The sequence below is a fragment of the Microbulbifer sp. YPW1 genome (assembly GCF_013367775.1).
Classification (GTDB): domain Bacteria; phylum Pseudomonadota; class Gammaproteobacteria; order Pseudomonadales; family Cellvibrionaceae; genus Microbulbifer.
On record NZ_CP055157.1, the window covers coordinates 1,720,423 to 1,734,302 of the forward strand.

A 13,880-nucleotide genomic window follows, 5' to 3' on the forward strand; every position below is an offset into this window, starting at 1 on the left:
GTGGCCGGTGTAGGCGATTGCCAATTACCCTGGTAATCCTGGGCGCGTTTTCTGTGGCCGGTTGTGAAACCGTGCATTTCTACTCCCAGGCGGCCACCGGCCAGCTGAAAATACTCGCCGGGCGCAAATCCATTGATCGCCTGGTGGCGGATGAGCAGACCGATCCCAAGCTGAAATTACAACTGGAGTGGGTGCGCGCGATCCGCGCCTACGCCGCCGGCGAACTGCACCTGCCCGTGGACAGCGCATACAGCGACTATACCCAGCTGAGCGGGGAATACGCGCTGTACAATCTGATCGCGGCGCCGGAGTTTTCCCTGTCCCCGAAACGCTGGTGCTATCCAATTGCCGGATGCGCCAGCTATCGCGGTTATTTCGATAAAAGTGACGCGGTGCGCCAGGAAGGACGCCTGCGTGCGCAGGGCTATGATGTCTATCTGGGCCCGGTGCCCGCCTACAGCACGCTTGGCTGGTTCGATGACCCGGTGTTGTCGAGCTTCGTAAACTGGAAACCGGACCGGCTCGCCAGCCTGTTGTTTCACGAGCTGGCACACCGTCGGGTTTACATCTCCGGCGACACCCGTTTCAACGAGAGCTTTGCCACCGCGGTGTCGCGGATTGCACTGCCAGACTGGCGGCGTCGCAACGGCATACCGCAGCCCGCGGTAAAGAGCGTGGCCCAGGCCAGGCGGGTAAACGGATTGATGGTGGCGGCGCGCAAGCAGTTGAAGTCCATCTACGACGACACTGACCTGGGCACCGAGGAAAAGCGCGCACGCAAGGCGCAGACCCTGCAACGGTTGCGTCACTGCTATCGAGAGGCCTCGGCGGGCTGGGTGCAGGACGAGAAATTTGCGCGCATGATCGAAAAGACCAACAACGCCACCCTGGCACTGGTGAGCGAATACCAGTCTCAGGTGCCCGCGTTTGTGCAGCTTTACCGGGATAGCGGCGAAGACTGGGAGGCGTTCTACACCGCGGTGGAGCAGTTGGGTGCGTTGCCCAAGGACACCCGCAAGGCGCGCTTGAAGGTGCTCAGTGAGCGGGCTCAGGCTTCAAGCAAGAACGTGACCGGGCCATCGTTGCAGAGTGATACCTGCATGTCCGCGGCGAACTGACCGCCGGCTACCGGGAATTCCTCGGCGGTTTTCACGCGCGCCTGCTGCAGGAAGTAGTCGTAAAGGGCTTCCGCCTGCTGCGGTGTGGCGCCGCGACTGAAGCTGGGGCGCAGACCCTTGGCGGTATCCGCCACCAGGGTAAACTGACTGACCACCAGCAAACCGCCGCCGGCCTGCTGCACGTTCAGGTTCATCTTGCCCTGCTCGTCGCTGAATATCCGGTAGTGGAGCACCTTGTGCAGCAGCTTGTCCGCGGTTTCCTCGGTGTCTGTGGCTTCAACGCCGAGCAACAACAGAATCCCGTGGTCGATGGCGCCGACGTTTTCACTGCTCACTTCCACTTTCGCGTGCTTTACCCGCTGAATCAGGCCTTTCATCGATAACCTCTTCTAAAATGCTGTTACCCGCTAGAACGCTGGCGGCGAATTTTCTAGATTAGCCCACTGATCGCCAATAAAAAACCGGAAGTCTCCATGAAGAAAACCGCTTTCACCCTGGGTGCCGTGTGTATTGCTGTGGCGGCTGCGTTCGCTGTCAGCGACGAGGGCCAGCCTGAATACCCTGAAACCAAGACCGTCGACCAGAAAGACGACTACTTCGGTACCGAAGTCAGTGATCCCTACCGGTGGCTGGAGGCCCAGGAATCCGCGGCGGTGAAATCGTGGGTGACGGCGCAGAACGACTTTTCCCTGCCGCAACTCAAGGCGCTGCCGGGCTGGCAGAAGATCAACGATCGCCTGACCCAGCTGTGGGAGTACGAGCGCTATGGCGTGCCCTACAAAAAGGCCGGCCAGGTGTTCTACGAATACAACGACGGCAGCTGGGACCAGAGTGTGTTTTACACCACCCGCGATATCACCAAAGACGGACATGTGGTACTGGATCCACGCACCCTCAGTGAAGACGGCACCATCGCCGCCAAGCGCTACTCCGTTAGCCCCAATGGGCGCTACCTGGCCTACGGTACCTCCGATGGCGGCACCGACTGGACCGACTACCACGTGCGGGACCTGAAGACCCGGCGACTGATTCCCGATCACCTCACCGGTATCAAGTTCAGCGGTGCCAGCTGGGCCAAGGATGAATCCGGTTTTTACTACAGCCGCTATCCGTTCAATGAAGACGGCAGTGCCGACGACAGCAAGCAGGTCTCAGTCTATTTCCACAAGATCGGCGAGCCCCAGAGCAAGGACCAGCTTGTCTACGAAATTACCGATCACCCCACCCGCAATCCGGGTGCTGAAGTCAGTGACGACGGTAAATACCTGATCCTGGGGATTTTTGATGGCTACGACAGCAATGGCGTTTACTACAAGGATCTGACCGATCCCGATGCAAAAGCGGTGAAACTGCTGGACGAGTGGGACGCGCTGTACACCTATCTCGGCAACAAGGGCAAGACGTTCTATTTTGAAACCAATGCGAATGCCACCAATGGTCGCATTATTGCCATCGACCTGGATCAGCCCGACAGGGCGCACTGGAAAACCCTGGTACCCGAGCAGAAGGATGCCCTGCAGAGCGCGAGCCTGATTGGTGGCCGCTTTGTACTGCATTACCTGGAAGACGCAAAATCCAAGGTTGTGGTGACGGATCTCAATGGCCGGCAGCAGTACCAGCTAAAGCTGCCCGGAATGGGGACCGTGGCCGGTTTCTATGGCGACCCCGACGACAGCGAGACCTACTACTCGTTCAGCAATTTCATAACGCCACCCAGTATTTACAAACTGGACGTGGCCAGCGGAAAAACGGAGAAGGTCAAAGCACCGGAATATCCCGCGGACTTTTCTGACTACACCATCAGCCAACACTTCTTTAAAAGCAAAGACGGCACCCGTGTGCCGCTGTTCCTGGTGCATAAAAAAGGGCTGAAAAAGGACGCGGCAAATCCGACGCTGCTTTACGGATACGGTGGCTTCAACGCCGCGCAGTTGCCGAGCTTTTACACCCGCTTTGCCGGTTGGCTGGATATGGGTGGCACCTTTGCCATGGTGAACCTGCGCGGTGGCAGCGAGTACGGTGGAGCCTGGCACAAGGCCGGTACCAAGCTGCAGAAACAGAATGTGTTCGATGATTTTATCGGTGCGGCAGAGTGGCTGATCGAAGAGAAGATTACCTCACCGGAGAAGCTCGGCATCATGGGCCGTTCCAATGGCGGCCTGCTGGTAGGCGCTACCGAAGTGCAGCGTCCGGAGCTGTTCAAGGTGGCACTGCCGATTGTCGGTGTGTTGGATATGTTGCGCTACCACACCGCTTCCGCCAACGCCCGCCAGTGGTCCAGCGATTACGGCCTGTCGGAAAACAAGGATGAGTTCGCTGCGCTCTATGCTTACTCACCGGTACACAACACCAAAAAAGGCACTTGCTACCCGGCGACCCTGATCACCACCGCGGATCGCGACGATCGCGTGGTTCCGTGGCACAGCTATAAATTTGCCGCAGCGCTGCAGCGCGACCAAGGCTGCGATAACCCGATTTACCTCGCCGTAGAGACTCGCGCGGGCCACGGAGCTGGCAAGCCGGTGTGGATGCAGGTGGAAGACTTTACCAACCAGTATGCGTTTCTCGCCCATGAACTGGGTTTGAAGATAGAGTAGTCTCTTAGTTCCCGGGCGGCGCCGCCGCCCGACGAATCAGAGAATCGCAATGCAGGCATTTGTGACTGGAGGCACCGGCTTTCTCGGTGCCAACCTGATCGAACAGTTGGTGAATGACGGATGGCAGGTAACTGCCATGCATCGTGCGGGTGCCAACGTGCGCAGGCTGGAAACCCTCGGTGCAACGCCAGTACAGGCGGCCCTGGACGATGTCGCCTCCCTCGAGCGCGCGCTGCCCGCGCAGGTCGATGCCATCTTCCACCTCGCCGCCAATACGAGCATGTGGCGCGGTGGCAATGCCCAGCAATGGCGAGACAATGTGGAAGGCTCGGCCAATATCGCCCGTGTCGCGCGCCAGCAGTTCGCCGCCCAGCAGCGTCCGGGCAGGCTGATCGTTACCAGCTCCATTTCCGCCTACGGTTACCACCGTACAGCGATCACCGAAGACAGTCCGAAGCTGGCGGATGACCCCCGGCATCACTACCTGTACAGCAAAAAGCGCGCGGAACTGGCAGTGCGTGAGGAAGTGGCGCTGGGGCTGGACGCCGTATTCCTGAATCCCTGCGGCATTGTCGGCAAGTACGATGTATCCAGCTGGGCCCAGACCTTCTTTATGCTCGCCGAAGATCGCCTGCCGGGCGTGCCACCGGGGAGCGGCTCCTTTTGCCATGCCGGCGCGGTAGCGCGCGCGCATATCGATGCCTTTCACAAGGGGCGCAGTGGCGAAAACTATATTCTCGCGGGCACCGATGCCAGTTTCCTGGAGTTCTTCGGCATTATCGCGCGCCTCGTTGGCAAACCCGTTCCCACCCGTACCACGCCGGCATTTCTGATCCGCGCGCTGGCGCAGTGCAATGATCTCGCCGCCCGGGTGAGCGGGCGCGAACCGACACTGACCCCGGAAAAAGCAGCGATGATCACCCGCAGGGTGGTTGCCGACAGCAGTAAGGCAGCAGCGGAACTGGGTTATGGAAATGACCTCTCCCTGGAGGATATGCTGCGCGAATCGCGAGACTGGCTGGTGTCCGAGGGCCTGCTCGCCGTTGAGGCACCTTGTGGGGGAGCGCATTGATGAACCGCCAAAACCTGATCTTTATCCTGGTGATGACCTTGCTGGTACTGCAGCTGGTGCAGCATTACTTCTTTTCCGGTGCGCAGTAGTCTACTCGCCTGCTGTCGGAAGAATTACACGAAAGCTTTTTATGATTACCTGGCCGTCATTGCGGCCGGTGCCTTATTCTTGATCGCCAATAGCCACCGGTAACAGGAGACAATATTGTGGATGGATTGAAAGCGCAGATGGAAGAACTGTGGCCCGTGGTGATGGACGTGGGGCTCAACCTACTGTGGGCAGTGCTGGCGCTGATCGTTACCTGGATTGCGGCGAAGCTGGTATCGCGCGCGGTCAATCGCCTGACCGAGCGCGGGATCGATGAAACCCTGGTGCCGGTACTGGAAACCCTGGCGGTGTGGGGTACCTACGTCATCGGTGGCCTGGTGGTGCTGGATATCTTCGGGGCCAACACCACGTCACTGGTAGCACTGCTCGGTGCCGCCGGTCTTGCCGTGGGCCTCGCACTCAAGGATACCCTGCAGTGTATTGCGGCCGGCTTCGTGCTGCTCGGGCTGCGCCCGTTCCGCGTGGGAGAAACCATCCAGTTCGGCAGTACCATCGGCACCGTGCGCAAGATCGGCCTGTTTACCACCGAGATGGACACCCCGGATGGCCTGCGTATTTCCGCCCCCAACGACAAGGTTTGGGGTGAAACCCTGACCAATTTCACCCGCAACGCCAGCCGCCGTATCGAGATCATCGCCAGTATTGCTTACGGCGACGATATTGAAACCGGCATGCGCGTGCTGCGCCAGCTGGTGGCCGACGAGCCGCGTATCCTCACCGACCCGGAACCCGCCTACGCCGTGCGGGCCCTGGCCGACAGCTCGGTGAACCTGCACCTGCGCGCCTGGGCCAAGACCGATGACTACTGGGATGTGTACTGGGAACTGATGAAAAAGCTCAAGCCCGCGCTCGAGGCGGAGGGGCTTACTATCCCGTTCCCACAGCGGGAGCTGCATATCGTGAACGGCGCGGAAAAAAAGCTGACCAAGGCGGAAACCCTCGAGCAGCAATAAACCCCGTTTTACCACTGGTCTCGCGTGGCGGTAAATTCGTCGCAGCGGTATCGACCGGGCCGGGCCAGCATGCGATGTTGGCCGGCTGAATTTTATTTCACGTTTTATTTCACTCTGTGTAACAACAAGACTTGAAAACCCTAGAGGCAAATACCTATGCGTAAAACGCTCCTGAGTCTGGTGATAGCGACCGCGATTGCGGGCTGTCAGCAGGCAGAAGAACCCAAGCAGACCAATGACAGTGTCGAAGCCACCTCGGCGCAGGCCTCAGACCAGGCTACCCAGGCCGGAGACCAGCAGCAAGAGACCAAGCGCCTGGTCGAGTGGTTTGACACTAAGTACGAGGAGCAGCTGCAGTTCAGCCCGATCCAGCTCAGCTACCTGGGTCGCAAGGAGCAGTACGACAAAATCGACGATATGAGCAAGGCCGCGTCCGAGCGCGAGCTGGCGTGGAAGAAAGCCACCGTCGAGGAGATGAAGGAACAGTTTGACTACGACAAGCTGACCCCGGCGGGCAAAGAGTCCTATGACCTTTGGGTACACCAGTACGAGCAGGAAAAGGCCAACCAGCCGTTCTGGGACTACTCCTACTTCGCCAGCGAGCTGGGCGGGCCGGAAGCGCAGTTCCCCACCTTCCTGATCAACCAGCACAAGGTCGACAGTGAACAGGATATGCGCGACTACATCGCCCGTATCGTCGGTATCAGCCGCGCTCTCGGACAGCTGCTGGAGCGCGCCCAGGATTCCGCCAGCAAGGAAATCCGTCCGCCCCAGTTCGCCTACGACCTGGCGATCGAACGCGCACAGAAGGTCACCTCCGGCCAGCCGTTTGGCGAGGGTGACGACGCACCGCTGATGGCGGACGCGAAGAAGAAAATTGCCGCGCTGAAAGAAGCGGGCACCATCGATGACGCCACCGCCAAAGACCTGCAGGCGCAAGTGGAGAAGGCCCTGAGCGGAGAGCTGAAGCCTTCCTACGACGCCTATATTGCGTGGCTGCAGGAAGATCGGGTGAACGCGGATGAGGAGCCCAAGGGCGTATCCGAGTTGCCGGACGGCGAGTCCTTCTACAACAACCGTCTCGCCAACTACACTACCCTGCCGCTGACCGCGGACCAGGTGCACGAGATTGGACTCAACGAAGTGGCGCGTATCCGCAAGGAAATGGAAGCCATCAAGGACAAGGTAGGCTTCGACGGCGACCTCACCGAATTCTTCGCGTTTATCCGCACCGATGACCAGTTCTACTATCCGAACACGGATGAGGGACGCAAACAGTACCTGGAAGAAACCCAGGGCTTTATCGACGATATCCACAAGAAGCTGCCGGAATATTTCGGCATCCTGCCCAAGGCGGGTCTTGAAGTGAAGCGGGTTGAGGCCTTCCGCGAAGTGCCGGGCGGCGCCCAGCACTATGTTCCGGGTACTCCCGATGGCTCCCGCCCCGGTACCTACTATGTGCACATGTCTGACATGAGCGCGCTGTCCACTACCGATATGGAAACCGTGACCTACCACGAGGCCATCCCCGGTCACCATATGCAGATCTCCATTGCCCAGGAGCTGGAAGGTATTCCGCAGTTCCGCACCCAGGCGCATTTCACGCCTTACGTGGAAGGCTGGGCGCTGTACTCCGAGAAGCTGTCCAAGGAAATGGGCCAGTTCCAGGATCCGTACAAGGATTTTGGCCGTCTGACCGCAGAAATGTGGCGCGCCATTCGCCTGGTGGTGGATACCGGTATGCACGCCAAGGGCTGGAGCCAGGACCAGGCGGTACAGTACTTCCTGGATAATTCCGCAATCCCGGAGGGCGCGGTGCGTTCGGAAGTGCGTCGCTACCTGACGGTTCCCGGCCAGGCCACCTCCTACAAGATTGGCATGCTGAAAATCGAAGAACTGCGCGGCCAGGCGGAAGAAGCACTGGGTGACCAGTTCGACATTCGCGCCTTCCACGATACGGTTCTCGGTGGTGGTGCACTGCCGCTACCGCTGTTGGAAAAACGCGTCAATGACTGGGTTGAGAGCGTCAAGGCTGATTAACATACGCGGTTAACAGCACACAGGAAAATGGCGGGCCACAGTGCCCGCCATTTTTTTGCGCGGAAAAAAGGTCGCGACTTTATTTCTTGGGTTTATAAAAAACCAGCTACGCAACAGATCCTGTTCCGGATCAGGTTTTTTATGCGCACTTACTCAATCTGTGAAAAGTGGCAGGTTTTCAAACTGCAATGTAATTCTCCCGAATCCAACGCCGAGGATGTCGCGTAGCAATGACACCAATTGTGATCAACGGGAAAACATCATGTTGCAGAAAAAGTCTCTTGCTCTGGCTATTGCCCTCGGTCTCGGTTCCTCCGCGGTTTATGCGGATGGTTTTTATGTCAGCGGCACTCTCAGCTACAACAATATGGATGACACCGTTAACGACGGCACTTTCACCAGCGAATTTGTTACCGGCCCGGGCACCACCATCCCTGCCGGCGTCGCGCTGCCGGCTGGTACCGATGTGCGGTGGCGCACCAATGTGGACAGTGGTGCCGGGGTAAATCTTGCGCTGGGTTGGCGTATGGACGCCCTGCGTTTTGAAGCCGAGTATGCCTACGCCAAACATGACGTGGATCGCCATTTTGGTGTGTCCGCTGCGGATATCCCTTTGGGAAGTGAAGACGCTGGTGTGCTGGTCAGCGGTGCCCCGGGCAACCTGGGTATCTCCGTTGCCGACCTGGTGGCAGACGGGCGCGGCGACTTTTCTGCCGACTATCTGTTCGTGAATGCGTATTACGATTTCGACGCGGGCTGGTCGCTGAATCCATATATCGGTGCGGGCTTGGGTAACGCCTGGGTGGACGTGGATTACAGTCCTTCAGCGGTGTCTATCATCGACGACGATGACAGTGTATTTGCCTACCAGTTGATGGCGGGTCTCAATTATCAGTGTAACGAACAGCTGGAATTTTTTGGCGGGCTGCGCTGGCGTCAGACCGACGACATCGAGGTCAATTCGAACTTATTGCCGGCGTCTTTCAAAATCGAAAACGAAAGCTGGTTAGCAGAAATCGGTGCGCGCTGGACCTTCTGATCGGGTCTTCAAACCTTACCTGAAAAATTCACAAGGTTTGCAGGCAGGCCTTGTGAATTTTCTACTCCGCACGCACTCGCAATCGATCATGAGTGCCCTCTTGTCCCCTTTGCGGCTCCCTCCCGCAAAGGGGTTTTTTTTAAAACGCCACGCGGCGGTAGCGTCGGTAATTGGGCGACCAGAAATTTTTCTCGATATTCTTTTCCAGTTTTTCCTCGGTAATCCCCGGGGCTACACCGTCTTCCTGGGCCTGCTTGCCCACTGCCATGGCAATGGCCTTGCCCAGCTCGCGAATTTCTGACAGCGGCGGCAGCAGTGCACCACTGCCGTGTTTCACCACCGGAGCATGTTCTGCCAGTGCGTTGGATGCCGCCATCAACATGTTTTCCGTCACCCGGTTGGCACCAGACGCGATTACACCCAGGCCGATGCCGGGGAAGATATACACATTGTTGCACTGGGCGATGGGGTATTTTTTATCGTTCAGTTCCACCGCTTCAAACGGGCTGCCGGTGGCGACCATGGCTTCGCCGTTGGTCCACTCCAGTACCTCCTGTGGTGTGGCTTCGGCGCGCGAGGTGGGGTTGGACAGCGGCATCACCAGCGGACGCTTGCAGCCCTTGTGCAGGGCTTCAATGGCCGCCTGGGTGAACAGGCCGCCCTGGCCGGATACGCCGATCAGGATGGTGGGCTTCACCTGCTCGATCAGGGTCTGCAGATCCCACTCCGGGGCCTGTGGGTAGCGCTCGGTGCTTTGCGCCAGCTTTTCCTGGAAGTCGTGCAGGCCTTTCATTTCGTTGGTGACCAGTCCGTAGCGGTCGAACATGTAGATCCGTTCGCGGGCCTTCTCGTCCGTCAGCCCTTCCCCGACCATGGCCGACACCACCTGTTCGGCAATACCGCAGCCCGCGGAGCCCGCACCCACCACCAGTACTTTCTGTTTGGAGAGTTTCTCTTCCTTGGCCTTACACGCCGCGAGCATAGTGCCCAGCGCCACCGATGCGGTGCCCTGGATATCGTCGTTGAAGCAGCAGATTTCGTCGCGGTAGCGCTTCAGCAGGGGCATGGCGTTGGTCTGGGCAAAATCCTCGAACTGCACCAGTACCTTGGGCCAGCGGCGCTTTACCGCAGCGATGAATTCCTCGATGAATTCGTCGTACTCTTCCTGGGAGATGCGCTCATTGCGCCAGCCCATGTACATGGGGTCGTTCAGCAGAGTGCGGTTGTTGGTGCCCACATCGAGGGTGACCGGCAGGGTGTAGGCCGGGCTGATACCGCCACAGGCGGTGTACAGGGACAGCTTGCCGATGGGAATCCCCATGCCGCCGATACCCTGGTCGCCGAGGCCGAGGATGCGCTCACCGTCGGTGACCACGATGACCTTTACGTTCTCTTTAGTCGCGCTGCGCAGAATGTCGTCCATATGCTTGCGGTCCGGGTAGGACACAAACAGGCCGCGGTGATTGCGGTAGATATTGGAGAACTCTTCACAGGCCGCGCCCACGGTGGGGGTATAGATGATCGGCAGCATCTCTTCGATATGTTGCTCGATCAGGCGGAAAAACAGAGTCTCGTTGTCGTCCTGGATGGCGCGTAGGTAGATATGACGCTCCAGGTCCGTGCGGCACTGCTGGTACTGGTGGTAGGCGCGACGCACCTGTTCGCTGATGGATTCGACGTTGTTTGGCAGCAGGCCAATCAGGTTGAATTCGATGCGTTCCTGCAGGGTAAAGGCACTGCCCTTGTTGAGCAGGGGGATTTCCAGCAGGGATGGCCCGGCGTGGGGAATATACAGGGGTCGTTTAGCTTTCTGGCTCATAAAAATAGGCGGTAAATAAAAAGAGAATGGAAGCTGTACGGCGTTGTACGGTGGCGGGTGCTACGGAATGCTTGCGCCAGCGTAGCGAATCTGGGTGCGGCATTTTACGCTGATCTGGCCCAATCTGTCTTTTGCATTGGCAAAATCGCCCGTCGTTTCGGCCCAGCTGGCCGATTGCGCTGCAGGCTGGTTAAATACTCCGCTTTCCCAACCCCATCCGTTCATGAGGATAAAGATGTTCACGTACCAGGTTGAACCCCGCTTCAGTGAATCCGACGCCCTCGGGCATATCAACAATACCGTGGTACCAGTATGGTTCGAACAGGGACGCACGCCGATCTTTGCGCTGTTCAATCCCGATCTGGCGCTGGACGGGTGGAACCTGATCCTGAAGAAAATGGATGTGGATTTTGTCGCGCAGATCTATCTGTTCTCGCCGGTGGAAGTACGCACTTCTCTGCGAGCGGTGGGCAATACCTCCATGACCATCCATCAGGAGGTATGGCAGAAGGACAAGCTGGTGGCCCAGGGCGACTGCGTAATGGTGCACTTTGACTACAAGCAGCAGTGCAAGGCGGAGATTCCACCGGAAGTCCGCGAAAAGCTCCTCGCTCACCTCTCCTGAACCTGGCCCGTTCGATACTATTTAGGGGTATCGGGTCAGGTTAGGGGTATCGGGTCAGGGGCATAGGGGCCGGACTCTGCCGGCCCTTTGTTTCCTGTTGTCCGCTGTCGTGTGTTGAGCCGTACGATTCAGTGAATCTGGATACGGTGGGTGACCGGTTCCTTCGGCTCTGACTTGGGCACGGTCAGGGTCAGCACGCCATCCTTGAAGGTCGCATCGATATCCTCCTCGCGAATATCTTCACCCAGATTGAAACTGCGGGTGAATTTGCCGTAGCGACGTTCCTGACGCAGCACCTTGCGATCATCTTCGCCCTCGGTGTGCTGGTGCATTTCCGCTTCGATGGTCAGAACCCCGTTTTCCAGGGTCACGTCCAGGTCTTCCTTGCGGATGCCGGGCATTTCCGCACTCACCTCGTAGCAGTCCTTGCGCTCGTGAATATCCACTCTCGGGGTAAAGAACCCGCTGCGGGACTCACCCCGGGATTGTCCGGTATTGAAAAATTGCTCTACGATTTCATCGAAATCGAGCATGGTGTCTCGTGGAATCAGTTTCATGGCGATTTCCTCCCGAGCAGTTGCGTTCTCCGGCGCGGGCTCAAGCACATCCGCACCGGGCGGCTGCTGACATTATAGGGAGGGGCCTGCGCTTTCGCAGGCCGTCGGGGTCGGAGATTTGGGGTTGCTTGGAGGGGGTGCTGGAAGGTAGCGCAGTGCCGCCGTCGGGTTTAGGCGGTGATCACCTGATTGCGCCCGGCATCCTTGGCCCGGTACATCCTCGAATCGGCCTCGGCGAGCAGCTGTCCGTGATCGGCCTGTGTTGCGCCGGCGCCACCCTCGGCCACGCCGAAGCTGATGGAGATTTTGGCGGCTTCTTCGTACTGGTCACTGAGTGACTCGACCTTGTGGCGCAGTTTTTCGGCCAGTACCCCGCCGCCTTCCACGTCTGTGTTTGGCAGCAGGATCAGAAACTCCTCCCCGCCCCAGCGCGCCACAACATCGTCGGCACGGGTATTTTCCTGCAGTATTTTCGCCACATCCTGTAGTACCCGGTCACCGAAACTGTGGCCGAAGGTATCGTTGATGGCCTTGAAACTGTCCAGATCGCCAATCAGTACCGTGTAGCGCCCGGCCAATTCGCGGTTGCGACGCTCCAGCTCATCGATGGCTTTGTAGGCCTCGCGGCGGTTGGAAAGTCCGGTCAGTGCATCGGTACAGGCGTGGTTTTCCAGCTCTGCGGTGAGCCGGTGCAGCATCTGCTGGGTCTGGTGACGACTGCTGTCGAGGATTGCGGTGAGCGCCGTGAGCGCGCCAAACACCGCGATAAACCGCGCGCGGTGGGCTGTGTCGTACTGGGCGAGCAGGCCGGGAAAGTCCGGAAAAAACAGGATTAGCGCGGTGGCGGCACCAACGCCGGCGAGAGTGACCGTGCCCCACTTGTAGCCGTACAGGTTGATAAATCCGGGCACCAGCATCACCGCCCACATGAGGCCGGTATTGTTCACCCCGCCTGACAGCAACAGGTAAAAGTAGAGCACCAGCAGCAGCGCGCCGACCAGCATCGGGGTTTTGCGGCTCGGGCCTGCCACGTTTACTCCGACATAGGCCAGCAGAATCACGCCGGCCACACAGAACAGCGTCGCGGCCAGTACCAGGTCCGCGCCCATCAGGGCGATCACGCCCATGGCACCGGTGATTGCTAGGGCGAAAATAAGCATGTACCCCGAGGCCTGGATACGTCGGCGCAGCTCAAGTGCGCGGGCCTGGATAACGGGATCGGCAGCGGAGACATCCCGCGGGGACGCCTGATGATTTTGTTCTGCGGTTTTTTCCATGATGTGGCGTACTGTGTTTACGGCCGGATCCATCGGCCGATAATTCGGAAGCCCCGTTTCGCGGGAGTCAGCAGGCTATAGTAATGGTGAACGGGATTGGCGCGGAGGCCACCATGGGACAGCTGCAGCTGATTTGTGACAATGTTCTCACTATCGAGGCTGATGCACTCGTGTGTCCGGCACACAAACACCTGATTCGCGGACGAGGACTGTCTGCACAGATCTACGATCGCGCCGGACAAGAGTTGGTAAGTGAGTGCTCACAACAGCCCGAGTGCGGGGTCGGAGAGGCGCGTATTACCAGTGCGCCCAACCTGCCGGTGCACTACCTGTTACACACCGTCACGCCCCAGTGGAGCAGTGGCGACCAGTGGGGAGCAAAGGGTATCGCGCAACTGCGCCAGTGTTATCAGAGCGTGCTGGCACTGGCGCGGGAAAGAAACCTGAAGCGCTTGTTGTTCCCCGCCCTGGGCGCGGGTACCAATCGTTTTCCCCACGAAATCGCCGCGCATCAGGGGTTGGAGACGTTGCAGCAGGCGCTGGAAGACTTTCCCCTGATAACCGTGTGTCTGCACAGCCGCAGCGCACTTGGCACCTGGCAGCAGGTGCGCGAGCGATTTTTCTAAAGTTAATGGAATGGAAACCTTCCCGCGCTAAGTGCGCACTGTGCGCCCG

General features: G+C 58.8%; 12 protein-coding genes. 8 read left to right on the forward strand and 4 right to left on the reverse strand.

Annotated features, from left to right (window positions below; genetic code table 11):
• The first annotated feature begins 17 nt into the window (after positions 1–17).
• Entirely contained in the window at positions 18–1,118 is a 1,101-nt protein-coding gene (locus HUW35_RS07335; protein WP_255463541.1) for an aminopeptidase, read from the forward strand.
• On the opposite strand, the gene dtd is transcribed toward HUW35_RS07335, so the two are convergent.
• Positions 1,049–1,495, reverse strand: a complete 447-nt coding sequence (gene dtd, locus HUW35_RS07340; RefSeq protein ID WP_181254935.1) for a D-aminoacyl-tRNA deacylase — start codon at positions 1,493–1,495, stop codon at positions 1,049–1,051. The genes HUW35_RS07335 and dtd overlap by 70 nt on opposite strands.
• Before the next feature lie 96 nt (positions 1,496–1,591).
• Between dtd and HUW35_RS07345 the strand changes: the two genes are divergently transcribed.
• The 5 genes from HUW35_RS07345 (at position 1,592) to HUW35_RS07365 (ending at position 8,927) form a co-directional block, all read left to right on the forward strand.
• Complete coding sequence (locus HUW35_RS07345) at positions 1,592–3,715, forward strand: prolyl oligopeptidase family protein (protein WP_181254936.1); 2,124 nt, start codon at positions 1,592–1,594, stop codon at positions 3,713–3,715.
• Between the two features lie 49 nt (positions 3,716–3,764).
• Positions 3,765–4,787 (forward strand): NAD-dependent epimerase/dehydratase family protein, encoded by a 1,023-nt coding sequence (locus HUW35_RS07350; RefSeq protein ID WP_181254937.1) that lies wholly within the window; start codon positions 3,765–3,767, stop codon positions 4,785–4,787.
• A gap of 206 nt (positions 4,788–4,993) precedes the next feature.
• Complete coding sequence (locus tag HUW35_RS07355) at positions 4,994–5,848, forward strand: mechanosensitive ion channel family protein (RefSeq protein ID WP_219932664.1); 855 nt, start codon at positions 4,994–4,996, stop codon at positions 5,846–5,848.
• A gap of 156 nt (positions 5,849–6,004) precedes the next feature.
• Positions 6,005–7,888 carry a DUF885 family protein gene (locus tag HUW35_RS07360; RefSeq protein WP_181254938.1) on the forward strand — a complete coding sequence of 628 codons (1,884 nt, stop codon included), beginning with the start codon at positions 6,005–6,007 and terminating at the stop codon, positions 7,886–7,888.
• 262 nt (positions 7,889–8,150) lie between these two features.
• A complete protein-coding gene (locus HUW35_RS07365; RefSeq protein ID WP_181254939.1) occupies positions 8,151–8,927 on the forward strand; it encodes an outer membrane protein in 777 nt (258 codons plus the stop codon).
• Between the two features lie 139 nt (positions 8,928–9,066).
• Here HUW35_RS07365 and HUW35_RS07370 read toward each other — a convergent pair whose 3' ends face one another.
• The gene (locus HUW35_RS07370) at positions 9,067–10,746 is read right to left on the reverse strand and encodes an NAD-dependent malic enzyme (RefSeq protein WP_181254940.1); all 1,680 of its coding nucleotides are present in this window, start codon (positions 10,744–10,746) and stop codon (positions 9,067–9,069) included.
• Between the two features lie 235 nt (positions 10,747–10,981).
• Between HUW35_RS07370 and HUW35_RS07375 the strand changes: the two genes are divergently transcribed.
• The gene (locus tag HUW35_RS07375) at positions 10,982–11,371 is read left to right on the forward strand and encodes a thioesterase family protein (RefSeq protein WP_181254941.1); all 390 of its coding nucleotides are present in this window, start codon (positions 10,982–10,984) and stop codon (positions 11,369–11,371) included.
• 128 nt (positions 11,372–11,499) lie between these two features.
• On the opposite strand, the gene HUW35_RS07380 is transcribed toward HUW35_RS07375, so the two are convergent.
• Both HUW35_RS07380 and HUW35_RS07385 read right to left on the reverse strand, forming a co-directional pair.
• A complete protein-coding gene (locus HUW35_RS07380) occupies positions 11,500–11,928 on the reverse strand; it encodes an Hsp20/alpha crystallin family protein (RefSeq protein WP_181254942.1) in 429 nt (142 codons plus the stop codon).
• Between the two features lie 170 nt (positions 11,929–12,098).
• Complete coding sequence (locus HUW35_RS07385; RefSeq protein ID WP_255463542.1) at positions 12,099–13,238, reverse strand: diguanylate cyclase; 1,140 nt, start codon at positions 13,236–13,238, stop codon at positions 12,099–12,101.
• Positions 13,239–13,288: 50 nt separating this feature from the next.
• Between HUW35_RS07385 and HUW35_RS07390 the strand changes: the two genes are divergently transcribed.
• Positions 13,289–13,831 (forward strand): macro domain-containing protein, encoded by a 543-nt coding sequence (locus tag HUW35_RS07390; protein WP_255463543.1) that lies wholly within the window; start codon positions 13,289–13,291, stop codon positions 13,829–13,831.
• Positions 13,832–13,880: the final 49 nt, after the last annotated feature.

Coding starts and splice junctions, on each gene's coding strand:
- dtd (WP_181254935.1), bottom strand. CDS start 1,495: ATGAAAGGCCTGATTCAGCGGGTAAAGCACGCGAAAGTGGAAGTGAGC.
- HUW35_RS07345 (WP_181254936.1), top strand. CDS start 1,592: ATGAAGAAAACCGCTTTCACCCTGGGTGCCGTGTGTATTGCTGTGGCG.
- HUW35_RS07350 (WP_181254937.1), top strand. CDS start 3,765: ATGCAGGCATTTGTGACTGGAGGCACCGGCTTTCTCGGTGCCAACCTG.
- HUW35_RS07360 (WP_181254938.1), top strand. CDS start 6,005: ATGCGTAAAACGCTCCTGAGTCTGGTGATAGCGACCGCGATTGCGGGC.
- HUW35_RS07365 (WP_181254939.1), top strand. CDS start 8,151: ATGTTGCAGAAAAAGTCTCTTGCTCTGGCTATTGCCCTCGGTCTCGGT.
- HUW35_RS07370 (WP_181254940.1), bottom strand. CDS start 10,746: ATGAGCCAGAAAGCTAAACGACCCCTGTATATTCCCCACGCCGGGCCA.
- HUW35_RS07375 (WP_181254941.1), top strand. CDS start 10,982: ATGTTCACGTACCAGGTTGAACCCCGCTTCAGTGAATCCGACGCCCTC.
- HUW35_RS07380 (WP_181254942.1), bottom strand. CDS start 11,928: ATGAAACTGATTCCACGAGACACCATGCTCGATTTCGATGAAATCGTA.
- HUW35_RS07385 (WP_255463542.1), bottom strand. CDS start 13,238: ATGGATCCGGCCGTAAACACAGTACGCCACATCATGGAAAAAACCGCA.
- HUW35_RS07390 (WP_255463543.1), top strand. CDS start 13,289: ATGGTGAACGGGATTGGCGCGGAGGCCACCATGGGACAGCTGCAGCTG.